The sequence below is a fragment of the Saccharopolyspora sp. NPDC050642 genome, from assembly GCF_040654735.1.
GTDB lineage: Bacteria > Actinomycetota > Actinomycetes > Mycobacteriales > Pseudonocardiaceae > Saccharopolyspora > Saccharopolyspora elongata.
In genome coordinates this window covers 230993-256491 of sequence record NZ_JBFAIN010000008.1, presented here as the reverse complement: position 1 = coordinate 256491, position 25499 = coordinate 230993, and the positions used below count along the sequence as shown (strand labels likewise).

22 protein-coding genes are annotated in these 25499 nt (G+C 69.1%); 13 read left to right on the top strand and 9 right to left on the bottom strand.

The features are described 5' to 3' along the window. Positions 1-193 precede the first annotated feature (193 nt). The 4 genes from AB0H93_RS16170 to AB0H93_RS16155 all read left to right on the top strand — a co-directional run bounded on the left by AB0H93_RS16170 (position 194) and on the right by AB0H93_RS16155 (position 5099). Positions 194-1609, top strand: a complete 1416-nt coding sequence (locus AB0H93_RS16170) for a gluconate:H+ symporter (RefSeq protein WP_358572930.1) — start codon at positions 194-196, stop codon at positions 1607-1609. 126 nt (positions 1610-1735) lie between these two features. Continuing rightward, positions 1736-3457 carry an amidohydrolase gene (locus AB0H93_RS16165; protein WP_358572928.1) on the top strand — a complete coding sequence of 574 codons (1722 nt, stop codon included), beginning with the start codon at positions 1736-1738 and terminating at the stop codon, positions 3455-3457. A 91-nt stretch (positions 3458-3548) separates the two neighbouring features. Beyond that, positions 3549-3848, top strand: a complete 300-nt coding sequence (locus AB0H93_RS16160) for a DUF6506 family protein (protein WP_093266828.1) — start codon at positions 3549-3551, stop codon at positions 3846-3848. Between the two features lie 90 nt (positions 3849-3938). Further along, positions 3939-5099, top strand: coding sequence for a lactonase family protein (locus tag AB0H93_RS16155; RefSeq protein ID WP_358572926.1), 1161 nt, complete (start codon positions 3939-3941; stop codon positions 5097-5099). Positions 5100-5302: 203 nt separating this feature from the next. Here the strand turns inward: AB0H93_RS16155 and AB0H93_RS16150 are convergent, their stop codons facing one another. Both AB0H93_RS16150 and AB0H93_RS16145 read right to left on the bottom strand, forming a co-directional pair. Further along, complete coding sequence (locus AB0H93_RS16150; RefSeq protein ID WP_358572924.1) at positions 5303-5911, bottom strand: hypothetical protein; 609 nt, start codon at positions 5909-5911, stop codon at positions 5303-5305. Between the two features lie 396 nt (positions 5912-6307). Continuing rightward, a complete protein-coding gene (locus tag AB0H93_RS16145; RefSeq protein ID WP_358572922.1) occupies positions 6308-8206 on the bottom strand; it encodes a cellulase family glycosylhydrolase in 1899 nt (632 codons plus the stop codon). Positions 8207-8476: 270 nt separating this feature from the next. Here AB0H93_RS16145 and AB0H93_RS16140 point away from each other — a divergent pair, with 270 nt between their 5' ends. The 5 genes from AB0H93_RS16140 to AB0H93_RS16120 all read left to right on the top strand — a co-directional run bounded on the left by AB0H93_RS16140 (position 8477) and on the right by AB0H93_RS16120 (position 15713). Continuing rightward, positions 8477-9763: an extracellular solute-binding protein gene (locus AB0H93_RS16140; protein ID WP_358572920.1), complete on the top strand. Its 1287-nt coding sequence runs from the start codon at positions 8477-8479 to the stop codon at positions 9761-9763. A 141-nt stretch (positions 9764-9904) separates the two neighbouring features. After that, positions 9905-10786, top strand: a complete 882-nt coding sequence (locus AB0H93_RS16135; RefSeq protein WP_358572918.1) for a sugar ABC transporter permease — start codon at positions 9905-9907, stop codon at positions 10784-10786. After that, complete coding sequence (locus AB0H93_RS16130) at positions 10783-11634, top strand: carbohydrate ABC transporter permease (protein WP_358572916.1); 852 nt, start codon at positions 10783-10785, stop codon at positions 11632-11634. The genes AB0H93_RS16135 and AB0H93_RS16130 overlap by 4 nt, the downstream gene beginning before the upstream one ends. Continuing rightward, positions 11631-13109 carry a beta-N-acetylhexosaminidase gene (locus tag AB0H93_RS16125; RefSeq protein WP_358572914.1) on the top strand — a complete coding sequence of 493 codons (1479 nt, stop codon included), beginning with the start codon at positions 11631-11633 and terminating at the stop codon, positions 13107-13109. Before AB0H93_RS16130 ends, AB0H93_RS16125 begins: the two co-directional genes overlap by 4 nt. A 90-nt stretch (positions 13110-13199) precedes the next feature. Beyond that, entirely contained in the window at positions 13200-15713 is a 2514-nt protein-coding gene (locus AB0H93_RS16120; protein WP_358572912.1) for a hypothetical protein, read from the top strand. A gap of 53 nt (positions 15714-15766) precedes the next feature. On the opposite strand, the gene AB0H93_RS16115 is transcribed toward AB0H93_RS16120, so the two are convergent. Continuing rightward, the gene (locus tag AB0H93_RS16115; RefSeq protein WP_358572910.1) at positions 15767-15907 is read right to left on the bottom strand and encodes a hypothetical protein; all 141 of its coding nucleotides are present in this window, start codon (positions 15905-15907) and stop codon (positions 15767-15769) included. Between the two features lie 560 nt (positions 15908-16467). Next, positions 16468-16998 carry a hypothetical protein gene (locus tag AB0H93_RS16110; protein WP_358572908.1) on the bottom strand — a complete coding sequence of 177 codons (531 nt, stop codon included), beginning with the start codon at positions 16996-16998 and terminating at the stop codon, positions 16468-16470. Between the two features lie 119 nt (positions 16999-17117). On the opposite strand from AB0H93_RS16110, the gene AB0H93_RS16105 reads away from it, so the two are divergent. Next, positions 17118-17426 carry a hypothetical protein gene (locus AB0H93_RS16105; RefSeq protein ID WP_358572906.1) on the top strand — a complete coding sequence of 103 codons (309 nt, stop codon included), beginning with the start codon at positions 17118-17120 and terminating at the stop codon, positions 17424-17426. Here the strand turns inward: AB0H93_RS16105 and AB0H93_RS16100 are convergent. From AB0H93_RS16100 to AB0H93_RS16085, 4 genes are all read right to left on the bottom strand, one after another. Beyond that, entirely contained in the window at positions 17416-17928 is a 513-nt protein-coding gene (locus tag AB0H93_RS16100; protein WP_358572904.1) for a YhfC family glutamic-type intramembrane protease, read from the bottom strand. The genes AB0H93_RS16105 and AB0H93_RS16100 overlap by 11 nt on opposite strands. 1 nt (position 17929) lies before the next feature. Continuing rightward, entirely contained in the window at positions 17930-18262 is a 333-nt protein-coding gene (locus AB0H93_RS16095) for a transcriptional regulator (RefSeq protein WP_358572902.1), read from the bottom strand. Further along, complete coding sequence (locus tag AB0H93_RS16090; RefSeq protein ID WP_358572900.1) at positions 18259-18681, bottom strand: hypothetical protein; 423 nt, start codon at positions 18679-18681, stop codon at positions 18259-18261. The genes AB0H93_RS16095 and AB0H93_RS16090 overlap by 4 nt, the downstream gene beginning before the upstream one ends. Positions 18682-18827: 146 nt before the next feature. Next, positions 18828-19277, bottom strand: a complete 450-nt coding sequence (locus AB0H93_RS16085; protein ID WP_358572898.1) for an SRPBCC family protein — start codon at positions 19275-19277, stop codon at positions 18828-18830. A 167-nt stretch (positions 19278-19444) separates the two neighbouring features. Between AB0H93_RS16085 and AB0H93_RS16080 the strand changes: the two genes are divergently transcribed. Beyond that, the gene (locus tag AB0H93_RS16080) at positions 19445-20035 is read left to right on the top strand and encodes a dihydrofolate reductase family protein (protein WP_358572896.1); all 591 of its coding nucleotides are present in this window, start codon (positions 19445-19447) and stop codon (positions 20033-20035) included. 60 nt (positions 20036-20095) lie between these two features. On the opposite strand, the gene uvrA is transcribed toward AB0H93_RS16080, so the two are convergent. Further along, a complete protein-coding gene (gene uvrA / locus AB0H93_RS16075; RefSeq protein WP_358572894.1) occupies positions 20096-22957 on the bottom strand; it encodes an excinuclease ABC subunit UvrA in 2862 nt (953 codons plus the stop codon). A 308-nt stretch (positions 22958-23265) separates the two neighbouring features. On the opposite strand from uvrA, the gene AB0H93_RS16070 reads away from it, so the two are divergent. Both AB0H93_RS16070 and AB0H93_RS16065 read left to right on the top strand, forming a co-directional pair. After that, entirely contained in the window at positions 23266-24045 is a 780-nt protein-coding gene (locus tag AB0H93_RS16070) for a maleylpyruvate isomerase N-terminal domain-containing protein (RefSeq protein ID WP_358572892.1), read from the top strand. 216 nt (positions 24046-24261) lie between these two features. After that, positions 24262-25452, top strand: coding sequence for a cation:proton antiporter (locus AB0H93_RS16065; RefSeq protein ID WP_358572890.1), 1191 nt, complete (start codon positions 24262-24264; stop codon positions 25450-25452). The last annotated feature ends 47 nt before the right edge of the window (positions 25453-25499 follow it).

Here is a 25499-nt window from a genome sequence, read left to right as displayed (position 1 = left end):
GCCTTCTCGCTGTGGGATCCCCGACTCATGAATGCCAATTCACCACGTCAGGGCTGTCCTCGCGAGAAGCCCCCTGAGAACCCGCGGCGGTGCCGGTTGCGTGCGTGGGCTAAGCGGCTGCGCCGCTTAAGAACAAACTGAACCCGATGCTTCGCCCCTCCCCTCCCCCTCCCCCCTCCCTAGGAGCCCCGCAGTGGACACCTTCCTCCACTGGCTGCAGCACGAGACCTCCGGACTGCTCACGTTGTGCGCGGTCGGCATCGCGGTGCTGCTGCTGATGATCATCAAGTTCCGCATCGAACCGTTCATCGCCCTGATCGTCTCCGGGCTGCTGATCGCGCTGGCCGCCGGCCTGTCGGTCCAGGAGATCGTCGGCACCGCGCAGAAGAGCAGCGAATCGCTGCTGGAAGGCGGTTTCGCCGGAATCCTCGGGCACATCACCGCGATCGTCGGCCTCGGCACGATCCTCGGCTCGATGCTGGAGGCCTCCGGCGGCGCGCAGATGCTGACCCGCAGGCTGCTCGCCGCCTTCGGCGAGCGCCGCGCGCCGCTGGCGATGGGCCTTTCCGGCTTGGTGTTCGGCATCCCGGTGTTCTTCGACATCGGCATCTTCGTGCTGGCGCCGCTGGTGTACGTGGTGGCCCGGCAGGGCAAGCGGTCCATCCTGCTGTACTGCCTGCCGCTGGTGGCCGGGCTGTCCATGACGCACGCGTTCCTGCCGCCGCACCCCGGCCCGGTGGTGGCCGCCGGGCTGCTCGGGGTGGACCTGGGCTGGGTGATCCTGATGGGCTTCGCCTGCGGCATCCCGGCCTTCATCGCCAGCGGTCTGCTCTACCCGGTCTGGATCGGCAACCGCATCTACCTGCCGGTGCCGGAGGACATGCTGGCCGCGGCCGACGCGGTCGCCGAGAAGAACGCCGCCGAGGGCCGCCGCGACCCGAGCCTGGGCACCGTCGGGTTCATCATCGGCCTGCCGATGGTGCTGATCCTCGGCGCCACCTTCGGCAGCGTCACGCTGCCCAAGGGCAGCACGGCGCTGAACGTGCTGACCTTCTTCGGCAACCCCACCGTGGCGCTGACCATCGCGGTGCTGCTGTCGTTCTGGCTGCTGGGCACGCGGCGCGGGATGACCGGCAAGGAGATCTCCGAGCTGACCGGCGCCGCGCTGCGCCCGCTGGGGATGATCCTGCTGGTGATCGGCGCGGGCGGGTTCTTCGGCAAGGTGCTGGCCGAAACCGGCGTCGGCGAGGCGCTGGCCGGGTCGCTGCAGTCCACCGGGCTGCCGGTGCTGGTGTCGGCTTACGTGATCAGCAGCGGCCTGCGCATCGCGCAGGGTTCGGCGACGGTGGCGATCGTGACCACCGGCGGCATCATCGCCCCGCTGCTGCACGCCGGCGACTACTCGCAGGCGCAGCTTGCGCTGATCGCGGTGGCCATCGCCGCCGGTTCGATCATCGCCTCGCACGTCAACGACGGCGGCTTCTGGATCATCAGCCGCTACTTCGGCATCCCGGTCAAGGACATGCTGAAGAGCTGGACGGTGCTGGAGACCATCCTGTCGGTGGTGGGCTTCGCGATGGCGGCCCTGCTCAGCGCGCTGGTTCCGTAGCCACCGCTGGGCCGAACGGCCGGAAGGACGCCGATTTCCTTGCTGCGGCGTCGGAAATGCCCGTAATCTTCAACGGATTGTCAACTGAGGAACGGGTTCACCGACGCCGACGCGAGGAGTGTCCGCATGGGCCTGAGCAGACGGTCGTTGCTTCGATCCGCTGGTGCCGCAGCGGGTTTGGTGGGGTTGACGCCGGCGCTGGCGGACGCCGCCGCGCCGATCCCGGCGGATGCGCCGACCCCACCGCGTGGCCCGGGCGAAGGGCTCGGTCCGTTCCGCAAGCTCGTGGTCCGCGGCGTCAACGTGATCGTCGGGACCGGCGGCGAGGTGCGCGGCCCGGTGGACGTCGTCATCGCGGGCAACCGGATCCAGCAGATCATCCCGGCGGGCGCGCCGTCGCAACCGCTCGCGCCGGACCGGGCGCCGCACGACGCCGAGCACGAGATCGACGCGACGGGCATGTGGCTGCTGCCCGGGTTCGTGGACGAGCACGCCCACAGCGGCACGGGCGGTTCGCCGCGGACCTACGCGTACAAGCTGTGGCTGGGCCACGGCGTCACCACGGTGCGCGGCGTTTCGCTGACCAAGAACGCCGATGCCGTCGCGGACCAGGAACACAGCGAGCGCAACGAGATCGTGGCGCCGCGCATCGTCAACTACCAGACTCCGGGCAGCGGCTGGGAGGACGGCCCGGTCGATTCGCCGGAGAAGGCGCGCCGCTGGGTGGACTGGGCCGCGCGGCACGGCGTGGACGGCATCAAGTTCTTCGGCGAGGGCCCGTACGGGCGACCGGAGATCGAGGCCGCGATCGCCCGGGCGAAGCGGCACGGGCTGGGCACCACCATGCACCACTCGCCGCCGATCTACCCGCAGCTCAACGCGCTGGAAACCGGTCGGCTCGGCCTGGGCACGGTGACCCACTTCTACGGCCACTTCGAGGCGCTGCTCAAGGAGGGCCGCGAACACCCGAAGCCGCCGGACTACGACTACGAGAACGAGGCGTCGCGCTGGCGCGCTGTGGCCGAGGTCATCGACTACACCTTCCCACCGGGTTCGCCGCAGTGGCGGTCGTACCTGGCGCGGCAGCTGGACAACGGCGTGACGTTCGGGCCGACGTTCGGCGTCTACCTGGCCGGGCGGGACCTGCTGCGGGCGCGCGGCCTGGAGTGGCATCCGCGGTTCGCGCTGCCGTCGCTGTGGAACTTCTGGGAGCCGAGCCCGGAGGCGCACGGCTCGTTCTACTACGACTGGCGCACGGAGGACGAGGTGCGCTGGAAGCGCTTCTACCTGCAGTACATGCAGCTCGTCCACGACTACAAGGCGATCGGCGGCCGCATCGCGGGCGGCACCGACCCGGGCTTCATCTACAACCTGTACGGCTTCGCCAACATCGCCGAGCTGGAGATGCTGCGGGAGGCGGGGCTGTCGCCGATCGAGGCCATCGAGGCGATGACGTACGGCACCGCGCAGACGCTGGCCGAGCCGACCGGTGCCGCGCCGGAGTTCGGGCTCGTCCGGGAGGGCCTGCTGGCGGACCTGGCGATCGTCGGCGAGAACCCGCTGCAGGACCTGAAAACGCTGTACGGCACCGGAACTCCCCGGCTCGACCCCGAAACCGGCGACATCAAGCGCATCGGCGGCGTGCAGTGGACGATCCGCAACGGCATCGTCTACGACGCGAAGCGCCTGCTCGCCGACGTCGCCGAGATGGTGCAGGCGCAGAAGGCGGCCGGCGCGTGCCGGGACGTCGATCCGGACTGGAGCACCGCGGGCCCCTGCGGCGGCAACCCGGGCGCCGACGTCGCTCCCGCCGCGAAACCCGCGAAGCGCGCGGCGGCGCTCCCCTGACCACTAGCGCGGTGCAATGCGGATCACCTCCGATCTCTCCCGGTTTCTGCTTGGCTGGTCGTGTTGGCGATAACGACCACGGGAGGTTCGCATGGCGCTCACGCACTGGGGGTTCATCTACACGGCAGCGGGCAGCACTTCGGGCGGCGATTTCAACGTCGTCGACACCGGCGAGTGCCGCACCGTTCTCGTCGGGGTGGACAAGCCCGAAGAGGGCATTGAGGTCGCGCGTCGTCTGGTGGAGGAGGGTGCGCAGCTGATTGAACTGTGCGGCGGGTTCGGGCCGGTTTGGGCCGGGCGGATCATCGAGGCGATCGACGGCGCGGTCCCGGTCGGCACCGTCGGCTACGGCCCCGAGGCCGTCGACCAGGTGCACGCGATCTTCTCCTGACCCGGGCGACCTTAGGCCGTTTTGGTCTAGTCCAATCACGCGCGATGCGGCAGACTGACCCGCGATCATCCACCGAACAGGGAGAACATCGTGCGGGACAACGCAATGCCGCGTCGCCGGTTCCTCACCGCGGTCGGCGCAGTCGGCTTCGCCGGTGCGGCCGGGATCGCCACGACCAGCACCGCCTGCGCGGCACCCCCGGCCGCAGCGCCGCACCCCGCCGCGCCGGCGACGCACCACCAGGCGGGCCTGATGACGCTCATCGGCAGCTACACCTCGGCGAACCCGCCGGGCCGCGGCCTGGAGGTCGCGATCCGCAACGAGGCCGGCGTGCTCGAACCGTCCGGAGTGGTCGACGGGGTGCCCGACGCGTCGTTCTTCGCCTGGTCGCCGGACCACAAGTTCCTGTACGTCACCAACGAGATCCCGCAGGGCACGATCACCGCGGTGGACCTCTCCGCGCACCACCCGGTGGTGCTCAACAGCCAGCCCAGCGGCGGCGCGGGCCCGACGCACATCGCGATGCACCCCAGCGGCGAATTCCTGTTCACCGCCAACTACACCGACGGCACGGTCGCCGTGCACCGCCGCAACGCCGACGGCAGCATCGGCGAGTCCACCGACCTGGTCAAGCACCCCGGCTCCCAGCCGCACGCCCACCAGGTGCTCGTCGACCCCACCAAGAGGTGGGTCGTCGCCGTCGACCTCGGCGCGGACGCGGTGTTCGTCTACGCCTTCGACACCGCCACCGGCAAGCTCACCCAGCACCAGCACCTGGAGCTCCCGGCGGGCACCGGCCCCAGGCACCTGGCGTTCAACTACACCCGCGCCTACCTGCTGGCCGAGCTGAAGTCCGAGATCACGGTGCTGGACTGGGATCCGGAGGCCGGCCGGTTCACCCCAGGCCAGGTCGTCGGCACCCGCGAGCCCGACGCGTCCGGCGAGAACTTCCCGGCGGAGATCGCGATCTCCCGCGACGCGAAGTTCGCCTACGCCTCCAACCGGGGCGACGACAACATCGCCACGTTCGCCATCGACGAAGCGGGTCTCACCTTCCAGGGCACGACGCCGACGGGCGGCAGCTGGCCCCGGCACTTCGCCCTGGACCCGGAGCAGACGTCCCTGTTCGTGGCGAACCAGCGAGCGGGCACGATCACCCGCCTGGCCCGCGACCCCGGCACCGGGGTCCTCACCCCCACCCAGGACAGCTACGCCTGCCCCTCGGTCGCGGCCATCACGTTCCACGGATGACCCGATCACCGCCGGCGTTCCTCCCGAGCGCGGCCGGGCGACGCAGGAAAGGCGATCGCCCGGCCGCTCGGCTCGGTCGTGCTTGGTATTTCCGCTGCCAAGAGCCCGAGCCGAAGCCGCCGGCTCGCAGGTGGCCGACCTGCGGATTCCGACGGCTGGAGCTTTTCGACATTCCCGCGGACGAACAGGATCAGTTACAGCCGTCAGCCGTCCTTCTTCAACCGGGTGATCCTCGTTTCCGAATCTCCGGAATGCGACGAGATCAGAAGCGCATCGGAATCGGTACCACTCGACGGAAGTCGGCGAATGGTGAAGGTGGTCGTGCGGTCGGCGTCCTCATCCCGGAGGATGTGCTGCTTGAAGCCGGCCGTTTCGGCGTGATTCAGCATCAGATCCACGACCCTCGCGACCGCCTCACCCGCCGCCGCGTACGACCGCTGCTTAGCACTGGAAGAGGGATTCTGCGCCGCTTTGCGACACGCCTCCTCCAATTCGGGAAGGATGGAGAGGAGACTCTTCTCCACGAAATCGAAGATGTCGCGGAAATTGTTGGGGTCACTGATGTAGACCCCGCCCTCCTCGTCCACGATCGTGAGCTGCCACCAGTCCCGGCCGGTGGTGAACGTGCCGGTGTGGTACCTGACGACCATGTCTGCGCCCGTTGTCTCGCCGGGCTTCACTTCGGTCCACGTGTGGTCGTCTTTGTAGTTGTCGCTGTACTTGTGGGCTATAGCAACCTTGACAAGGACTTTTCCGGTCTCATTCCGCACGGCGACGTTAGCCGTCCGCTTGTTGACGTCAAAGATGCCCAACAGTCCTCCTCGCCGGTCTGGTGCAAACGCGCCGAAAGGGCGACACCGAAAACACTACGATCTTGATGGACGCCGGAACGCCACCATTCGAGCGAATCATACGAATCGTTGCACCACACCCGATCAGTGCAATATATCCCCCAAGGCCTCGGAGCATCCGAAATAAGTCGAGCAAAATTCGCAAGAAATCAAAAACAAGCAGAACCATTCACAAATTTCGAAACCGCCGACACAGCCGGCCGGATGGCGGCGCAATGAGTCCGACCCACCTCGGCGAAGCAGGCTCGCGCGATATCCTCGCCCGCCGGATCGGAACATCATTGCAAAAACGCCTGCCATGACTGCGCAGAGAGTGCAGTCTCGGGACCGATCTGGAATCCGCCGACCGGCCCTCGATCACCCTCGCGCGGAAGCCCAGGTGCGACAAAGCAGCGCGTCGGGTTCCTTCGCTGGGGAGCCCGCTCGGGCGCTGAAGGCGACTCCCGCGATGTACTCGCCGTCCGCGCACTGTCCCTTGTAGTGGCCCGTGGCGAAGTCTCCGCCGCGGGCCTCCGGCGGGCGGGCGTCCGACCTGCCGAACCAGAGCGCGCTCCCGGTCGTTTCGAGCCCGTTCGCGACCTTGCCGCACACCGTCGACGACAGGTCCGCTCCCCTGGTCGCGTAGCCGACGACGAAGGAATCCGGCGGGCACTGGAACTTCGTGAAGCCCGGCGCCCAGTCGTCGGTCACGTGCCGCTCGTCGCGGACCACCTCGTAGCCCGCATCCCAGCCGCCGCCTCCGGTGTCGGTGCACAGGCCTCGGGAACCCGTGTGGCTCAGGCCGATCAGGCGCTGACCGTCCGGGCAGGCCGCCTTGCCCGCGCCCGGGTCCCAATCCGGTTCACCTCGCAGCCGGGCCGACTGCACGAGGTCGCCGTGGTCCACGTCCAGCATCCGCCAGGTGTCGGCCGGTTTCGCGGGGCTCGCCTCGGCGTTCACCAGCCGGTGCCAGGCTTCCGCGCGCCAGTCGTCTCCGTCGTCGACGAACATCCGGTTGCCCGCGGCGTCCCAGTGCACCAAGCCCCAGCCGTTGCCCTGCCGGTTCTCGTGCCAGCCGACCAGCGGCCAGTAGGCGAAGTCGGTGTCGTTGGCGACGAGGAAGTCCACGAAGTTGCCGAACCAGGCCCGCTCCTTCGGGTCCTGCTCGTCACGACCACCCACGCCGAACTCGCTGATCCACAGCGGCGCGGTGAAGTGCTGCCCCTCCTCGGTGACGAAGAACGCCTGCCGGCGCAGCACGTCGTAGAGCTGGTCGCGGTCCATGTCCCGGTACCGCGGATCGTGCGTCTCCCCCAGGCCGGTGGCACCGGTGTGGTTCGGGCCGGTGTAGCCGTAGAAGTGCGCCGAGTACACCAGCTTTCCCGAGGTCACCAGCGTGTGCGACAGGGTGCGAACCGGTTCCAGCGTCGGCCTGCCGTGCGGGAAGCCGTCCAGCGGGATGCCGGTCCAGTTGATGCCTTCGATGATGATCAGCAGGTTCGGGTTGGCCTCGCCGAGGATCCGGTCCGCGGCGCGTTGGGAAGCCGCGAACCAGTCGTGGTTGTCACCGAGTCCCCAGTTCGGATCGTCGACGAAGTCGCGGCGCACCTCGTTGTAGAGATCCGCGCCGACCACGCGCGGGTTGTCACGGTAGCGACTGGCCATGAAGAGCCAGCCCTCTTCCCATTTCTGGTCGCTCTGGCTGCTGTTCCAGCGCTCGTTGCCGTCCAGGCCGCAGCACCAGCGGGTCGTGTTGGTGTGGTTGTTCAGGATCACCGCGAAACCGCTGTCGGTGAGCGCGGCAACGGCCGCGTCGTACACCTGGAGCCGGGTCTTGCCGCGCAGTTCGGGGTTCGCGGCCACCGCCGCGTCCGGCACGGCCGCCGGGTCGTCGATCATGTCGGTGGAGAACGGCAGCCGGATGCTGTTGATCCCGAGTTCCCGGAAGCTGCCGACGATTTCGCGCATCGGGGCCCGATCCAGGCCGAGCGGGATGCCGCTGCTGTTCTCACCCGAGTGGTGGTTGGCGGGATCATTGATGTCGCCGTTGCCGTTCCAGGTTCCGCTGGCGCCGTGCCAGTTCCCGGCCTTCAGCTTGAAGCGGTTCCCGCCCGCGTCGACGATGTAGCGCCCTTCGGTGCGCAGCGGTCCGGTCCAGGCTTCGCGGATGTGCTCGATTTTCCCGGTTCTCGCCTCGGCGGCCGGTTGGACGGGTGCCAGCAGCGGCACCACGAGGACGGCAGCGAGCGCCCCGGCGATCATGCGTACGTCTCCCAAGTCGGCTTCCCAATCAGGTCGAACGATTCGCGAATCGGCGGCGGGAATCCCATCCTCGCAGGCATGATCGGGTCGCGATGATCTGTGAAATCAACGCTTTTCCCGTTCTTCACCGGGAAAACCCAGATCGCGAACCGGTCGCGACGGCGCAACGACACGGTCCCGGACGACCGATGATTGGTTCAGACCTTGCCTTCGGGGAAACCGGTCCTTACGATCCGATTGCTCAATGCAAAACGGGAATTGCACATGATGCAACGGAGAATCCCCATGCGCGCCTGGAAAGTCATCGCCGTCGCCGCCGTCGGCGCGCTGCTCGCGGCCTGCGGCCCGCCGCAGGTCCAGCAGTCCGCGCCCACCGAGGACGAACGCACCGGAACCCTGCGGGTCTGGCTGTTCGACGAGACCAACCGCGGCCCGAAGCAGGCCACTGTGGACGAAGCGGTCGCCCGCTTCGAAGCCGAACACCAGGGCGTGCAGGTGGATGTCCAGTACATCCCCGTGGACACCCGGTCGCAGCGCTTCACCGGCGCCTTCAACGACCCGGCCAGCGCGCCGGACGTCGCCGAGTACGGCAACACCGACGTGGCCGGGTACGTCGCCGCCGGCGGCCTGGCCGACCTCACCGGGAACCTCGGCCAGTGGCCGGAATCCCGCGACCTGAACCCGTCCGTGCTGGAGACCGCGAAGGTCGACGGCAAGGTCTACGGCGTGCCCTGGTACACCGGCATCCGCGCGCTGTACTACCGCACCGACATCTTCGCCGAACTGGGCCTGCAGCCGCCGCGCACGCTGGCGGAACTGGCCGACACCGCGCAGCGGATCCGCACCGCCCGCCCCGACATGTACGGCATCTCCATCGGCGGCAAGTACCACTACGCGCTGATGCCGTTCATCTGGGCAAACGGCGGCGACCTGGCCCGCCGGGACGGCGAGAAGTGGGTGTCCACTGTGGATCAGCCCGGCGCCCGGCAGGGCGTCGACGCCTATGCGTCGCTGATCACCGGCGGGGCGTGCCCGCGCGAGCAGTGCGCGGACCTGACCGGCAGCCAGGCCGTGCAGGCGTTCGCCTCCGGCAAGGCGGCGATGACGATCGGCGGCGACTTCAACCGCGCCGCGGTCGACGCCGGTGCCGCCGGCGGGAAGTACGCCGTCGTGCCGCTGCCCGGCAACACCGCCGGTTCGGTCGCCCCGGCCTTCGCCGGCGGCAACATGCTCGGCGTCATGAAGTCGTCCAAGCGCGCGACGCTGGCGCGCGAGTTCGTGCAGCTGCTCGCGGGCAAGGAGTACCAGCGCAAGATGTACGCGGCGATGGGCAACCTGCCGACCTTCACCGATGTGCAGCAGGAACTCGCGGCCGGTGACCCGAAGGTCGCGCCGTTCGTGCAGACGCTGCAGGCGGGCACCCGGTTCGTGCCCACGTCGGCGACCTGGTCGAAGGTCGACGCGCAGGGCGTGCTGCCGACGATGGTGCAGCAGATCATCACCGGCACCGGCGTCGACGAGGCGACCGGGAACGCGGCCAAGCAGATGAACACCGTCTTCGAAGGTCGCTGAGATGCTGGTTTCGACACGACGGACCAGCGGATCCGCAATTTCCATTGAAATTGAAGGTCCGATTTCAATGGAAATTGCGCCCATCCCGGAGAGGCTCCGCTGCCCGCACCGCTGCGCAACACGGGTTCGAGGTCAGGTGTGATGGCCGCGCTGCTCTACCTCGCACCGGCGGCGCTGCTGCTCATCGGCATGATGGGCTACCCGCTCTACCAGCTGGTGCAGATCTCCCTGTACGAGTACGGGCAGGCGCAGGCGTCCGGTGGCGCGCCGGTGGTGTTCCTCGGCGCGGACAACTACCTGACGCTGCTCGGGGACGGCCAGTTCTGGACGATCCTGGTGCAGACCTGCGTCTTCGCCGCGGTCTGCGTGGTGGGCAGCCTGGCGGTCGGCATCGCGCTCGCGGTGCTGGCCACCAGGATCAGCCCGCTGCCGCGGCTGCTGCTGTTCCTGGCCGCCATCGGCGCCTGGGCCACCCCGGCGATGGCCGGGTCGACGGTCTGGCTGTTCCTGTTCGACCAGGACTTCGGCCTGGTCAACGAGGTGCTCACCGGCGTCGGCATCGACGGCGCGGCGGGCTTCTCCTGGACCTACGACAAGTTCGTGGCCTTCGGCCTGGTCGCCGCCGAGGTGATCTGGTGCTCGTTCCCGTTCGTGCTCGTCACCACCTACGCCGGGCTCACCGGGATCCCGAGCGAGGTGGTGGAGGCCGCGGCGCTGGACGGGGCGTCGGCCTGGCGCACCGCGCGCAGCGTGCTGCTGCCGATGCTGCGCCCGGTGCTGGTCATCGCCACCATCCAGTCGATCATCTGGGACTTCAAGATCTTCACCCAGATCTACGTGATGACCAACGGCGGCGGCGTGGCCGGCCAGAACATGGTCCTCAACGTCTACGCGTACCAGTCGGCCTTCGCGGGCTCGAACTACGGGCTCGGCTCGGCCATCGGCGTGGTGATGACCGTGCTGCTCATCTTGATCACGCTGGCCTACCTGCGGGCACAGCGGAAGGACGAGGCCAACGCATGAGTGCATTGCGCAAGCCCCGGCTGCTCGCCGCCAACTCGGTCGCGGTGCTGATCGCGGTCGTGGTGGCGTTCCCGCTGTACTGGATGGTGCTCTCGGCCTTCAAGCCGGAGGGCGAGCTGCTCTCGACCGATCCCCGGCCGTGGACCTTCACCCCCACCCTGGACAGCTTCCGCCGCGTGTTCACAGTGGACGGACTGGGCGGGTACTTCGTGAACAGCCTGCTGGTGGCCGGCGCGGTCGTGCTGGTCTCGCTGCTGATGTCGTTCCTCGCCGCCGTCGCGCTCACCAGGTTCCGCTTCCGCGGCCGCACCGTGCTGCTGCTGATGCTGCTGGTGGCGCAGATGGTTCCGGTGGAGGCGCTGACGATCCCGCTGTTCTTCCTGATGCGCGAGGTCGGTTCGGTCGCCCCGGCGTTCGGGCTCAACCACCTCGGTTCGCTGATGCTGGTGCACCTGGCGTTCAGCCTGCCGCTGGCGATCTGGATGCTGCGCGGGTTCGTCGCGGCCGTCCCGGACGAGTTGGAGGAGGCCGCGACGCTGGACGGCGCGAGCCGCACCCGGTTCGTCTGGCAGGTGCTCTTCCCGCTGGTGGCACCGGGTTTGGTGGCCACCAGCGTGCTTTCGTTCATCCACGCCTGGAACGACTTCCTGTTCGCCAAGACGTTCATCATCTCGGCGTCGGAGAACCAGACGCTGCCGATGGCGATCCTGGTGTTCTTCACTCCTGAGGGCAACGATTGGGGCGCGATCATGGCCGGTTCAACGCTGATGACGATTCCGGTGCTCATCTTCTTCGTGGTGGTGCAGCGGCGCCTGGTGTCCGGGCTGGCCGGGGCGGTGAAGGGATGAGCTGGGACTCGCTGGTACCGAAGCCCGCGCTGGTGGCACCGGCCGCGGGGATGTTCGAGCTGGACCGGGACACCACGGTGGGCGGCGAACCCACCACGGCCGACTGGTTCCGGCGGCACGTCGGCGCCGCCACCGGGCTGCCGCTGCCGGACGCGGCGCGGCCGACGATCGAGTTCCGCGTCGACCCGGCCGAGTCCGCGCCCGGCGGCTACCGCGCGGAAATCCGGCCGGACGGCGTGGAAGTCGTCGCGCACGACGCGGCCGGCGCGCACCACGCCGCGCAGACCCTGCGGCAGCTGCTCGGCCCGGCCGCGTACCGGAGTGCGCTTATCCACTATGGACGGTGCTTGTTGCCGTGCGGCCGGGTCGAGGACCGGCCGCGGTTCGCCTGGCGCGGCTGCCACCTGGACGTGGCCCGGCACTTCCTGCCCAAGCGCGAAGTCCTCCGGTTCGTCGAGCTGCTGGCCATGCACAAGCTCAACGTCCTGCACCTGCACCTGACCGACGACCAGGGCTGGCGCGTCGAGGTGCCGCGGTTCCCGAACCTCACCCGCGTGGGCGCCTGGCGGCGGCGCTCGATGGTCGGCCGCGGCGAGCAGCCCGAGTTCGACGAACGCCCGCACGGCGGCTTCTACACCAGCGACGACCTGCGGGAGATCGTCGCCCACGCCGCGCGGCACCACATCACGGTCGTCCCAGAGATCGACGTGCCCGGCCACAGCCAGGCCGCGATCGCCGCCTACCCGGAACTGGGCACCGGGCAGCGGCCGCAGGTCTGGGAATCCTGGGGCGTCAGCGACGAAATCCTCAACACCGACCCGGCCACGCTGGACTTCTACCGCGCCGTCCTGGACCACCTGATGGAGGTCTTCCCGTCGCCGGTGATCTGCATCGGCGGCGACGAGGTCCCGGGCGCGACGCCGGAGCACGGCCCCTTCCTGCGTTCGCTCGTCGAGCACATCCACGCCCAGGGGCGCCGGGCATCGGCCTGGGACGAGATCCTGGAGGCGGTCGATCCGCTGCCGCCGCAGACCATCATCGCGACCTGGCGCGACGAGCGGACCGCGCTGCGCGCCGCCGAGCGCGGCCACGACGTGGTGCTGTGCCCGGAACACCACCTCTACTTCGACCACCGGCAGTCCGACCACCCCGACGAGCCCATCCCGGTCGGCTTCAACACCACCCTCGAGGGCGTCTACGCCTACGAACCGCTGACCGAGCGCGTGCTCGGCGTGCAGGCGCAGGTCTGGACCGAGCACCTGGACACCCCGCGCCGCGTCGACTACGCCGCCTTCCCGCGGCTGACCGCGTTCGCCGAGGTCGCCTGGAGCAGCGACCGGGACTTCGCCGACTTCCGGCGCCGCCTCGTCGACCACCACCTGCCCCGCCTGGACGCCTACGGCGTCGAATACCGCCCGCTCGGCGGCCCGCTCCCCTGGCAGACCCGTCCCGGCGTGCCCGGCCGGCCGCGGTGAGCCGGCGGAGAAAACCCTGAAATCCGTTCGAATTCGCCTCGGCCACCGGTAACGTCACGTTGAATGATCTACCGGTCACCGGAGGTGAGGATGACGGAAGCACCCGTGAGCCAGGGAGTTCCGGTCACCCGGCTGCCGTCCCGCCTCGGGCGGCGATGGGTCCGGCGACGCCGCGTGGAGAAGCTCCCGGACCAGCCGATCATCCACCTGCTGCGCGAGAACGCCTCCGGCCGGCTCATCGACCAGCTCTCCGACCACCTCGGCACCATCGTGCCGCACGTGGTGCTCGACGTCGGCGGGACGCCCGCCGAGACGCCGCGGCAGAAGTCGGTGCAGATCCGGAAGCTGCTGGACAACGCGGCCCAGGGGCTGCGCGACGCCGACTCCTGGCCGCGGATCGGCCGGCTGCGCTTCCGCCGGTACGCGCTGCTGAGCTGGCTGCTGAAGAAGAACCTGCCGCCGACGAACCTGGCCCAGGCCCCGCATTCGCACACCCGCCAGCTGCTGCGCGAATACCTCCGCAGCCGCCGGCCCCGGCGCGGCCAGCCCCAGCAGCAGGAGGCCGCGCTGTGGGAGTCGGCCGCGCAGAGCCTGCCCTGGTACCTCTTCGTGCTGTCGCTGACGTTCTTCCCGCTCTACTACGCGTGGTGGGTGCGCCGGAGCCGCGCAGCCCGCTGGTTCATGCGGCAGCGTTACCTGTCGCCGGGCGAATCCGCGGACTTCCCGAGCTTCGCGCAGCGCCTGATCACCACGCCGTCGCGCTGGGAGAACGCCGAACAGGTGCGAAAACTCCTGGTGCACGCGTTCCTGGCGGACCTCACCGATTCCTACGCGCGGCGGCTGTGGCGCTGGCAGTGGGTGCCCAAGGACTGCTACCCGGTCCTGCTGCTGCGCAACCTCGGCGAGGACACCGTCGGCAAGGTGCTGGTCAGGCTCATCAACGACGTGCGCAACGAGACCGGCCTGCCGGATCCGCTGCTGGTGATCGGCAGCGGCCCGGAACCGTTGCAGGACAGCGAAACGCCGAGCGCGCCGGTCACCCTCGAAAGCTGGCCGGAGACGCTGCAGGAAGCGCGGCGCAAGCGCTCGAACACCGCCTGGTACGTGACGCTGCGGGTGGCCGACGAACCGCCGTCGACGGAGGACGAGCCGGGCGTTTCGCTGGGCCAGACGACCCTGCCGCTGAAGCGCTCCAAGCTGCTGCGCCGCATCCCGATCCTGCTGGTGGTCCTGCTGGTGCTCGGGGGCGGCGGCGTCTACCTGCAGCAGTACTACGGCCACTGCGGCCGGAGCTGGTGGCCGTGGACCAACACCGCGCTGTGGTCGACCGGCGGCGAGTGCGTCGGAATCGCCGACTCGGAGCACCGCTTCTCCGCCGACATCTCGGAGCCGGCCCTGCGCGATCGGCTCATCGCCGCGCAGGACCGGATCAACCAGCAGAACGCCGAGTCCGAGGACCTGCACCAGCGGTCGCTGGCGGACGGCAAGCAGGTCGCGTACTTCTCGATCGTCTACTTCAGCACCCTCACCGGCCGGGATCCCGACTCGTCGACGCTGGACGGGGTCGCGGCGGAGCTGGAGGGGCTGGCCGAGGCCCAGCGGAGCGCGCGGGTCAACGACCGCGTGGCGATCCGGATCGTGCTCGCCAACGGCGGCGCGAAGATGAAGCACGCCGAGGCCGTCGCCGAGCACATCGTCGATTTCACCGCGCCCCGGCAGGAAGCACCGGTGGTGGCGGTCGTCGGGCTGGGCGGCAGCTGGCGGGAGACCGGCGACGCGATCACCGTGCTGGGCAGCAGCGGGCTGGCCATGGTGGGCACGGTGACCTCGGCCGACAGCTTCCCGGGCCTCAGCAGGCTCTACCACCAGGTGGGGCCGACGAACCACTGGGAATCCGAGGTCATCGCGCAGCACGTGCGAGACCTGGGCAGCAAGAACGTCACCGTCTTCTACGACGAAGCCGACACCTACAGCAGGAACCTCGCGCTCGACGTCGACGCGCAACTGGGAGGTTCGGCCGAGCTCCAGAACACCCAGCACGGCATCCCGTCGGACGCCGTGCAGTGCGGACCCGGATCGCTGGCCCTGTACACGGCGCGGGCGGACGACTTCAGCAACTACCTGAGCGCCGTGCAGGACCGGTGCGTCGGCGACGCCAACATGCCGAAGCTGATGGCCGGTGACGACGCGACGAAGTTCCTGCTCGACCGGGAGCTGCGGGAGGGGATCCAGCTCGACTACATCGACTTCACCGGGAAGCGCGTGCTGCCGGGCGACGACGGGTTGGCGGGCCGGTCGATGCTGGCCTTCGACGCCGTCCACCTGGTCCGGCAGGCGGTGCAGAAGGTCACCGAAGGACAGGCCGATGTCGGGACGACGCCGTTGAACGGCCTGGCGGTCTGGTACGGGATCGCGCGGCTCAGCGAGAACCCCGAAGGCATCCGCGCGATCAGCGGCCCCATCGACTTTGGCTCGCCGACCGGGCAGGTCCCGGTCCGGAAGGCGATCTCGGTGATGCGCGTGGAGGGCAAGAGCGGGCGAACGCCCGAGATCGTGATGCACTGCGGCAGAACGCCGGAGCCGTCCCCCACCTGCCCCAGATGATGCGAGTGCCGGGCACCCCGGCGGGATGCCCGGCACTCGCGGCGGCGGAACGACTAGCCCATCAGCGGGAGCTTCAGCCCGCTCAGGAGCCCGGTGATGGGGTCGCCGGCCGCGCTGGCGATCCCGGCTTCTCCGAGCAGGACCAGGGTCGCCACCGCGGCGAGGGCTGCGAACCAAGTGAGCTTCCGACGCATCGATTCCTCCATGCGATCGTTGTTTGCGGGCCGTGGATCACCATTTCGGAAGATCGGCCGGGCCGCCCGCCCAACAGCACGAAAGTGGGTCACGCGAAATCACCGCACCCAGCTCGCCACGGGGCGGCACGCGGCTCCCAGCAAGCACGCCTTGAAGGTTCTCCACCGATCCAGGCAACCTCAGGCCGTCGCGTGCGTCGCAAGGGTGGCAAGTACTCGGTCCAGTTCGACGGCGCCGGACACGTCCACACCACGCCGTGGGCCGTCGGGGGCTCGCTCGGCTCGGGCGGTGTCGACGTGATTCAGAACTTCGGCATACAGTGATGACGTCGCCGGAAGTCCACTGTGGATGGACGGCGACCACGTGCCGGGTACGGAATTCCTGGCCGGAACTCCGGCGAGAGGTCAACCCGGCGAAACCGTGGCGGTGGCCGCCGGCAGCAGCACCGCGCATTCGATCTGCTTCGAATGCGCGGTGCTGACCTGCGGTTCCCGTGACCGCTGACGGTCCGCCCGACAATAGGCGTCTCATCGGTGGCTGTTGCTGTTCTGGGGCAGCGTTAGTCGCAGTATTGCGCCGTTGCCCAGTGCGTGCCGGGCGTCAGGTGCGCGACGTATCGGGCGTCGCGAGCGGTGAAGGTGAACTCGACGTACGGGTAGGCGTCGATGTCTTCCGGGAAATCCTCGTCGGCGGCGGCGTCCCAGAAGCCATCGGCTTCCCAGAAGGCAGGCGCGTTCTGCGTTTCGCTCACTTCGGAGGACTCGATGATCTCGTCGAACCGGTCGAAAAAGTATTCGTCCGCTTCCGCCTCGTCGTCGAGCTCCTTCTCGAAGGCGCTCCTCAGCTCGTGCTCGTCGGCGATCGTGGCAGCCTGCTCGAAGGACATGGGCAGCCTGTCGTCCCCGAGCCCGTCGCCGACGAAGAAGTACCCGAGCTTCATCCGGCGCCACGCGTCGATCATGATTTCCAGCGGGAGGAGGTCGTCGTCCTCTTCCGGGAGGATCCCCGCATCGGGGTTGATCATGTGGAACCGACCGCGCACGGTGGCGTCGGTCTTGTCGTCGATGGAGATCCGGTAGAGGGCAGTCACGTTGCAGGGCTCCGTTCCAGGCATGGGAAGTCGACGCCTAGGACGCAGTGGACCTCAACCGGGTTGCATCCAATCCCGCATCGTTACCTCCCCGGGCGCTCCGACTGAGTCGAATTCCCATGCCATGGCAGAAGAAGAGCTTCACCGCCTTCACCGCCTTCACCGCCTTCACCGCCTTCACCGCCTTCACCGCCTTCACCGCAGCCTGCGGCAGCTACGGCATCGACGTCGAATCCGGCGTACTGCGCGCCCGCTCGTGGCGGTGGCTGCGTGTCCGGAGCGTCGGGCTGCTGTCGTGTGAGTCCCGGCTTGCCACGCGCTCGCCCCCTCCGAAGAACCACAGCAGGACAAGAAAAGGCGGCGATAGCGGCCTGCCCACAGGGTCCGCTATCGCCGCGAGCGCGCGCAATGCAGTCGTCAAAGAGTGAGGCAGCCGACAAGAGGAACTTCGGGTGGCACGCTGACGGCGTCTGCCACGCTTCCCGTGGTGCAGTTGGCCATAAGGACGGGGTCAACTTTCTGGATTGATTCGACCGCCTGAAGCCGGGTGGGGTCTACAGCGGCGCTTGCCGGAGCCACCACAGCAACACCGTGCCCGACTCCGGCGGCCAGCGCGCCGCCGGCCGTCCTGTTCTCCCGCATGCTCCGACCCGCGCGGAAGCTCAGGTACCGGGCGATCTCCTCGCAGACCGCGTAGGTCATCGCGGTCGCCGCGAGCAGCGCCCAGCTGCCCGCGCCGAACAGCGACGGCCACACCATCACCACGAGCGGGACGTTGACGGCGAGGTTGGCGAGGAAGAATCCCGCGGCGATCCAGAAAACGCGGCGCGGGACGGCGAACCGCCGGCGGATCCAGAGGGCCGCAGCGATCGGGCCGCAGATCATGATGACGAGCTCCGCCGCGATCGCGGCGATGTTCGCTGCGCTCATGTCAGCTCCGCTCCTCGGCCGGCTCCGCCACCGGCTGCGTGGTGATCGCCTTCAGCGCCGCCAGGTGCGCCTCGTACGCCCGGCGCCCCTTCGCCGTGAGGCTGAGCCAGGTGCGGGGGCGCTTGCCGACGTAGCCCTTCTTCACCTTGACGTAGCCCGCGTCCTCCAGCGTCGACACCTGCTTGGAGAGCACCGAGTCGCTGACCTCGATGATGTCGCGCACGTACTTGAACTCGGCCTGGTCGACCGCCGCGAGCGTCGCCGTGATGGAGAACCGCACCGGCGAGTGGATGAGATCGTCCAGCTGGTGCCGGGGGTGCGCGCCGCCGCTCATCCTCGGCTCCGGCGGTGCGCGACACCGGCACCCGCGAACGCGATCGCGGCCATCGCGACCCCGCCGCCGATCCACCACTGCCAGACGTCGGGCATCCAGTTGCTGCCGACGACCGTGCCGACCCAGGCCAGCGTCCACCCCAGCATGACCATGCCGTGGAGCGTCCCGAACCCGCGCATCCCCACCTTTCGGGTGGCCGACCACACGGAGATGGCGACGACGAAGGCGATCCACAGCGGCATCGTCACGAATACCGCGGTCTTGCCGTCCACGAACGCGAAAACCGCTGCCATGGCGAAGGAAGCGACCCCGAACACCAGCATGTACCGCACGTACCAGCGGCCGCCGCGACGAGCCTCGGCCCCCAACCGTTCCGCCCGCGCCAGCTGCGCGGCGGCATCCATCTGCACCTCGTTCATGGCAGCCAGGCTCGCAACTACTTTCCAACTTGTCAAATAGATGTCGATCGTACACCTACTTGCCATGGACGGGCGGGACGGTGGCTCCGAAGAAAGCGGGCGCCTCCGCACCGAACAGTGCGGAGGCGCCCGGTCCGTCGATCGCGTCAGGCCTGCTCGCCGTCCTCCAGGTGGTCCTTGAGGCGCTGCAGGGTGGCTTCGATCGACCGCAGGTTCTGCTTCGGCAGGCCGGTGCGCGCGGTCAGCTTCGGCAGCATCGCGGTGAAGTCGTAGGTCTCGGTCACCTTCGTCGCCGTGTCGCCGACCGGCTCCAGCTCGTACCGCCACCGGCCGGGCAGCATGTTCCGCCACGCGATCAGCCGGTTCTCCTCGTACTCCACCACGGTGTTGGTGACCCGGTAGGCGACGGCCTTGCGCATCCGCATCCCGAACTTGGAGCCGAGCACCAGCCGCTCCGGGCCGCTCATTTCCCCCCGCACCGTGCCGGAGCCGTCGATGACCGAATGCTTGCGCGGATCGGCCAGCACGGCGAAAACCGCCTCCGGCGGGGCCTGCACGACAACGCTGCTGGAAACCGAGAACTCGTTCTGCGCCATGCCGCCGAACCTAGTCAGCCGGGGTAACGAACCCGACACGCCGAAGGCGCCTTCTGGCCGATGGCGTCGAACTCGAGGATGCGGATCGAAGAACTCTTCTCCGCGGCGATGAGTTCCACCCTGTCGACAGGTCCAGGTTCATGAAGCCGAAATCGAGAGGATCGACGATGCGAGAGACGAGTCGACGTGTTGTCGCGTGGGTGACCATGTCCATGGACGGCTACACCAGCGGTCTCGAAGGGCCCGCGCACGACAACTGGCTCTACGGACACGTGAAGCACGAAGCGTCAGCCGCCCACTTCGAGGGCATCTGGCGCGGCGCGAGCACGGTGCTGCTGGGGCGCACGAACTACGAGGGGTTCTACTCCGTCTGGCCGGGCATCACCCGCGACCCCGCGACCGATCCGCGGAACCGGGACCTGGGCGAGTTCCTGAACACCGTGGAGAAGGTCGTCTTCTCCAGGACGCTGGAGGCGGCCGACTGGGAGAACTCCCGCGTCGCCCGAGACCTGGAAGCAGAGGTCAAAGCGCTCCGGGACGCACCAGGCAAGGACATCCTCGTGGCCAACAGCGCGAGCATCATCCAGGCGCTGCTGCGTGCCGACCTGATCGACGACCTGCGCTTCGTGGTGGTCCCCGCGCTGCTGGGCGGCGGCCTGCGCCTGTTCGAGGCGGGAATTCCCGCTTCGAACTGGTCCCTGGCCCAAACCACCGTCCTGCCCGATGGCGCGATCGGCGTGCACTACACCCGGGCCTGACCTAGCAGAACACCTGCTGTCCGATCTATCGGCCAGCAGGTGTTCTGCCGCGTCGTGGGGTCAGTTCTCGGAGAGCACCGGGGCCAGGAAGCGGCCGGTGTGGCTCTCGTCGATCTCCGCGAGCTCCTCCGGGGTGCCCTCGGCCACCAGGATGCCGCCGCCGGAGCCGCCCTCCGGGCCCATGTCCAGCACCCAGTCCGCCGTCTTGATGACGTCCAGGTTGTGCTCGATCACGATCACCGTGTTGCCCTTGTCCACCAGGCCGTTGATCACGCCGAGCAGCTTGCGGATGTCCTCGAAGTGCAGGCCGGTCGTCGGCTCGTCGAGGATGTAGACCGTCTTGCCGGTGGACCGCTTCTGCAGCTCGCTGGCCAGCTTGACGCGCTGCGCCTCACCACCGGAGAGCGTCGGCGCCGGCTGCCCCAGCCGCACGTAGCCCAGGCCCACGTCCACCAGCGTCTTCAGGTGCCGGTGGATGGCGTTGATCGGCTCGAAGAACGACGCGGCCTCCTCGATCGGCATGTCGAGGACCTCGGCGATCGTCTTGCCCTTGTAGTGCACCTCCAGGGTCTCCCGGTTGTACCGGGCGCCCTTGCACACCTCGCACGGCACGTACACGTCCGGCAGGAAGTTCATCTCGATCTTCAGCGTGCCGTCACCGGCGCACGACTCGCACCGGCCGCCCTTGACGTTGAACGAGAACCGGCCCGGCTGGTAGCCGCGCACCTTCGCCTCGGTGGTCGCCGCGAACAGCTTGCGGATGTGGTCGAACACGCCGGTGTAGGTGGCCGGGTTCGACCGCGGGGTGCGGCCGATCGGCGACTGGTCGACCTGCACCAGCTTGTCGACGTGCTCCAGGCCCTTGATCCGCGTGTGCCTGCCGGGCACCTGCCGGGCGCCGTTGAGCTTGTTCGCCAGGACCGACGCGAGGATGTCGTTGACCAGCGTCGACTTGCCCGATCCGGAGACGCCGGTGACCGACACCAGGCAGCCCAGCGGGAACGACACGTCGATCTTGCGCAGGTTGTGCTCGCGCGCCCCGACCACCGTCAGCTGCCGCTTGCGGTCGCGCGGGCGCCGCACCTCGGGCACCGGGATCTGCTTGCGCCCCGCCAGGTACGCGCCGGTGAGCGACTGCTTGTTCTCCAGCAGCTTCTTGTACGGTCCACTGTGGACGACCTGGCCGCCGTGCTCGCCCGCGCCGGGCCCGATGTCGACCACCCAGTCCGCGCTGCGCACGGTGTCCTCGTCGTGCTCGACGACGATCAGCGTGTTGCCCAGGTCCCGCAGCCGGCTGAGGGTCTCCAGCAGCCGGTGGTTGTCCCGCTGGTGCAGTCCGATCGACGGCTCGTCCAGCACGTAGAGCACGCCGACCAGGCCGGAACCGATCTGGGTCGCCAGCCGGATGCGCTGCGCCTCGCCGCCGGAGAGCGTTCCGGCCGCGCGGTCCAGCGACAGGTAGTCCAGGCCGACGTCGAGCAGGAAGCCCAGCCGCGCCTGCACCTCCTTGAGCACCCGCCCGGCGATCATCTGCTCGCGCGGGCCCAGGACCAGCCCGTCCAGGAACGTGGCGCACTCGCGCACGCTCAGCGCGCTGACCTCGGCGATGGACAGCTCGCCGCGCTCGTCGTTCTCCATCGTGACGGCCAGGATCTCCGGCTTGAGCCGGGTGCCGTCGCAGGCCGGGCACGGCACGTCCCGCATGTAGCCCTCGTACTTCTCGCGGGCGTAGTCGGACTCGGTCTGCTCCAGCCGCCGCTCCAGGAACGGGATGACGCCCTCGTAGTTGGCGTAGTAGGAGCGGGTCCGGCCGTAGCGGTTCTTGTACCGGACGTGCACCTGGTCGTTGGTGCCGTGCAGCACCGCCTTCTTGACCTTCGTGGACAGCTGCCGCCACGGCGCGTCCATCCGGAAGCCGATGGCCTCCGACAGCGAGGTCAGCAGCCGGGTGAAGTACTCCGCGGTGTGCCCGCCCGCCCACGGCGCGATGGCGCCGTCGGCCAGCGACAGCTCCTCGTCCGGCACGACGAGCTCCGGGTCGACCTCCTTGCGGATGCCCAGGCCCGCGCACTCCGGGCACGCCCCGTAGGGCGAGTTGAAGGAGAACGACCGCGGTTCGAGCTCGTCCACGCCCAGCGGGTGGCCGTTGGGGCAGGCCAGGTTCTCGGAGAACTTCCGCTCCCGGTTCGGGTCGTCCTCGTCGAGGTCGATGAACTCGATCAGCACCAGCCCGTCGGCCAGCCGCAGCGCGGTCTCCACCGAGTCGGTCAGCCGCTGCTTCGCGCCGGCCTTCACGGTGAGCCGGTCGATGACCACCGCGATGTCGTGCTTCTCCTGCTTCTTCAGCTTCGGCGGGGCGTCCAGCGGGTGCACCACGCCGTCGATGCGGGCGCGCGCGTAGCCCTGCGACTGCAGCTGCTCGAACAGGTCGACGTACTCGCCCTTGCGGCCGCGCACCACCGGGGCCAGCACCTGGAACTTGGCCCGGTCGGGCATCTCCAGCACCTGGTCCACGATCTGCTGCGGGGTCTGCTTGCTGATCGCTTCGCCGCAGGTCGGGCAGTGCGGCTTGCCGGCTCGGGCGTACAGCAGCCGCAGGTAGTCGTAGACCTCGGTGATGGTGCCCACCGTCGACCGCGGGTTGCGGCTGGTGGACTTCTGGTCGATCGACACCGCCGGGGACAGGCCCTCGATGAAGTCCACATCGGGCTTGTCCATCTGGCCGAGGAACTGGCGGGCGTAAGCGGACAGCGACTCGACGTAGCGGCGCTGCCCCTCCGCGAAGATGGTGTCGAAGGCCAGGCTCGACTTCCCGGAGCCGGACAGCCCGGTGAACACGATCAGGCTGTCTCGGGGCAGGTCCAGGTCGATCCCGCGCAGGTTGTGCTCACGGGCGCCGCGAACGACAAGGCGGTCAGCCACGGTGATCCCTTCGAAAAGTTCTGGTGTTGACGTGGACGCGCGCCGGCTGCAGGCAGTGCATCGGCAGGTACGCGACGTCGCCCGCCCATGCTATTCGGGGCCCCTGACAGTCCCGGATCGCGTGCGGCGCGCAGCCCGCGCAACAACCACCCCGTACCCGAACGAGTGACACACGGGGAGGTCGACCGCGACTCCTCCGACGATACGCAAATTCCCCCGGAATGGGCACTGTCGCGCCTGTGGCCTGCGCAATTAAGCTCGATGTTCACCGGTCGCGAAATTCCCTCCTGCACGCAGAGGTAGACCTCATGGCTGATATCGCCCTCGGGACCGGTGGCCGCAGCGCTGCGCAGCAGGCGGCCGCCGCACAACTCGCCCACCAGGTCACGACCCAGCTGACCGCCATCGACGAAGCGAGCAGCCGGCTGCTGGACACGGTCGCCGGACTCGACGAGCTGGCCGTGCGCCAGCCCAGCCTGCTGCCCGGGTGGAGCAGGGCGCACGTGATCACGCACCTGGCCCGCAACGCCGACGGGTTCGTCAACCTGCTGATCTGGGCGCGGACCGGGATCGAGCACGCGATGTACGCCAGCGGCGACGACCGGGACGAGGCCATCGCCGAAGGCGCGGTGCGCAGCCACCGGCTGCTGCTGGAGGACCTGGCGGCGTCCTGCGACCGCTTCGCGCACGCCGCCCGCGCGCTGCCGGAGGGGGCGTGGACCGCGGAGATCGCCGACGCGGTGGGCGACCCGATGCCCGCGCACCACATGCTGCGGCTGCGCCTGCTGGAGATCTGGGTGCACCTGGTCGACCTCGATCACGACGTGGACTTCGACGACATCCCGCGGCCGGCCGCGGAGCAGCTGCTGGAAGACGTGGTGCAGCAGTACGGCGGGCGGCCGGACGTGCCCGCGCTGTCGGTGGAGGTCGACTTCGGCGACCACCGGCGGACCTGGGACCTGCGCGGCACCACCGCCCCGCCGAGCCGGGTGCGCGGCGAGCCGGGACCGATGCTCGGCTGGCTGCTGGGCCGGACCGGCCCGGAGCTGCTGGACGGCGACTCCCCGAACCTCCCGGACTGGCTCTGAGCCCGCCCGTTTCCGAGCTCACCACCCGTGCGCACGTCGTGTCGCCATAGCAGCACAAAATGCACACGGCCCCTGAACAGGCAAAACGTCCATCCTGACCCGTAGCGGGCGCACCCGCGCCACGTTCGGGGGAAGGGTGCTTGCACGCGCGGCAGCGCCGCGCGCCGCGACCTAGTTTCAGCGGATGACCGGCCGGTTCATCCGTTGGAGGTACTAGTGCCGCTGGCGACGCTGTCGACCCTCACCATCGTGGTGGCCGCCGCCACGCTCGCCCCGCTGCTGAGCGACCGGCTCGCCCGCTGGGTCGCGATCCCCTCCGTGGTGCTGGAGATCCTGCTCGGCATCCTCATCGGGCCGCAGGTGTTCGGCTGGGCCCGCGAGGACGAGGTGATCGGCTTCCTCGCGGACTTCGGCCTGGCGATGCTGATCTTCCTGGCCGGCTACGAGCTCAAGCTCGGCGACGTGCGCGGCAAGCCGATGCGGCTGGCGACGGTGGGCTGGCTGATCTCGCTGGTCCTGGGCCTGGGCTTCGGGGCCCTCGTGCACGGCTTCTCGTACTCGTCGCTGATCGTGGGCCTGGCGCTGACCACCACCGCGCTGGGCACCACGCTGCCGATGGTGCGCGACGCGGGCCTGCTGGGCACGCCGCTGGGCATCCGGGTGCTGGCGATCGGGGCGCTCGGCGAGTTCGGCCCGATCCTCGCGGTGGCGCTGCTGCTCAACGACCAGAGCCCGCTGCGCACGATCCTGCTGCTGGCCGTGTTCGGGCTGGCGGCCGCCCGGATGCTGTGGGTGGCGGCGCACCGGCGGTCGGAGCGCATCAGCCGGCTGATCCGCACCACGCTGGGCACCAGCGCGCAGTTCGCGGTGCGGCTGTGCATGGTCGTGGTCGTCCTGATGCTGTGGATCGCCGGCGCCCTCGGCCTCGACGTGCTGCTCGGCGCGTTCGTCGCCGGGCTCGTGGTCCGGCTGTTCCTCGACGCCGGCGCCCCCGAGGAGGCCGAGGTCGTGGAGGGCAAGATCGAGGCCATCGGTTTCGGCCTGTTCATCCCGCTGTTCTTCGTGGTCAGCGGCATGCGCTACGACCTGGCCGCGCTGCTGGCGACGCCGAGCGCGTTCGCGCTGCTGCCGGTGTTCCTGGTGCTGTTCTTCGTGATCCGCGGGCTGCCGATCCTCGCCCTGCACCGCCGCGACCTGCCAAAGCGTCCGAAGTGGACGCTCGCGCTGCTCGGGTCCGCGGCGCTGCCGATGGTCGTGGTGATCACCACGATCGGCACGGAGGTCGGCGCGATGCCGCCGAGCACCGCCTCCGCCCTGGTCGGCGCGGCGATGATCAGCGTCCTCGTCTTCCCGATGCTGGGGCTCCGCCTCAGCCGGGCGGCCGCCGTGGCGAAGTCGGACGCCTGAGCGTCCGGTCGAGCTGCACGAATGCCCCGAAAGCGCGACTCTGTCGG

What these genes read in the sequence shown, in the direction of transcription:
- AB0H93_RS16105 (WP_358572906.1), top strand. Translation starts at nt 17,118, where the DNA reads ATGCCATGGCAGAAGAAGAGCTTCACCGCCTTCACCGCCTTCACCGCC.
- AB0H93_RS16165 (WP_358572928.1), top strand. Translation starts at nt 1,736, where the DNA reads ATGGGCCTGAGCAGACGGTCGTTGCTTCGATCCGCTGGTGCCGCAGCG.
- AB0H93_RS16115 (WP_358572910.1), bottom strand. Translation starts at nt 15,907, where the DNA reads ATGCGTCGGAAGCTCACTTGGTTCGCAGCCCTCGCCGCGGTGGCGACC.
- AB0H93_RS16090 (WP_358572900.1), bottom strand. Translation starts at nt 18,681, where the DNA reads ATGAACGAGGTGCAGATGGATGCCGCCGCGCAGCTGGCGCGGGCGGAA.
- AB0H93_RS16125 (WP_358572914.1), top strand. Translation starts at nt 11,631, where the DNA reads ATGAGCTGGGACTCGCTGGTACCGAAGCCCGCGCTGGTGGCACCGGCC.
- AB0H93_RS16135 (WP_358572918.1), top strand. Translation starts at nt 9,905, where the DNA reads ATGGCCGCGCTGCTCTACCTCGCACCGGCGGCGCTGCTGCTCATCGGC.
- AB0H93_RS16085 (WP_358572898.1), bottom strand. Translation starts at nt 19,277, where the DNA reads ATGGCGCAGAACGAGTTCTCGGTTTCCAGCAGCGTTGTCGTGCAGGCC.
- AB0H93_RS16160 (WP_093266828.1), top strand. Translation starts at nt 3,549, where the DNA reads ATGGCGCTCACGCACTGGGGGTTCATCTACACGGCAGCGGGCAGCACT.
- AB0H93_RS16120 (WP_358572912.1), top strand. Translation starts at nt 13,200, where the DNA reads ATGACGGAAGCACCCGTGAGCCAGGGAGTTCCGGTCACCCGGCTGCCG.
- AB0H93_RS16140 (WP_358572920.1), top strand. Translation starts at nt 8,477, where the DNA reads ATGCGCGCCTGGAAAGTCATCGCCGTCGCCGCCGTCGGCGCGCTGCTC.
- AB0H93_RS16070 (WP_358572892.1), top strand. Translation starts at nt 23,266, where the DNA reads ATGGCTGATATCGCCCTCGGGACCGGTGGCCGCAGCGCTGCGCAGCAG.
- AB0H93_RS16100 (WP_358572904.1), bottom strand. Translation starts at nt 17,928, where the DNA reads ATGAGCGCAGCGAACATCGCCGCGATCGCGGCGGAGCTCGTCATCATG.
- AB0H93_RS16095 (WP_358572902.1), bottom strand. Translation starts at nt 18,262, where the DNA reads ATGAGCGGCGGCGCGCACCCCCGGCACCAGCTGGACGATCTCATCCAC.
- AB0H93_RS16130 (WP_358572916.1), top strand. Translation starts at nt 10,783, where the DNA reads ATGAGTGCATTGCGCAAGCCCCGGCTGCTCGCCGCCAACTCGGTCGCG.
- AB0H93_RS16080 (WP_358572896.1), top strand. Translation starts at nt 19,445, where the DNA reads ATGCGAGAGACGAGTCGACGTGTTGTCGCGTGGGTGACCATGTCCATG.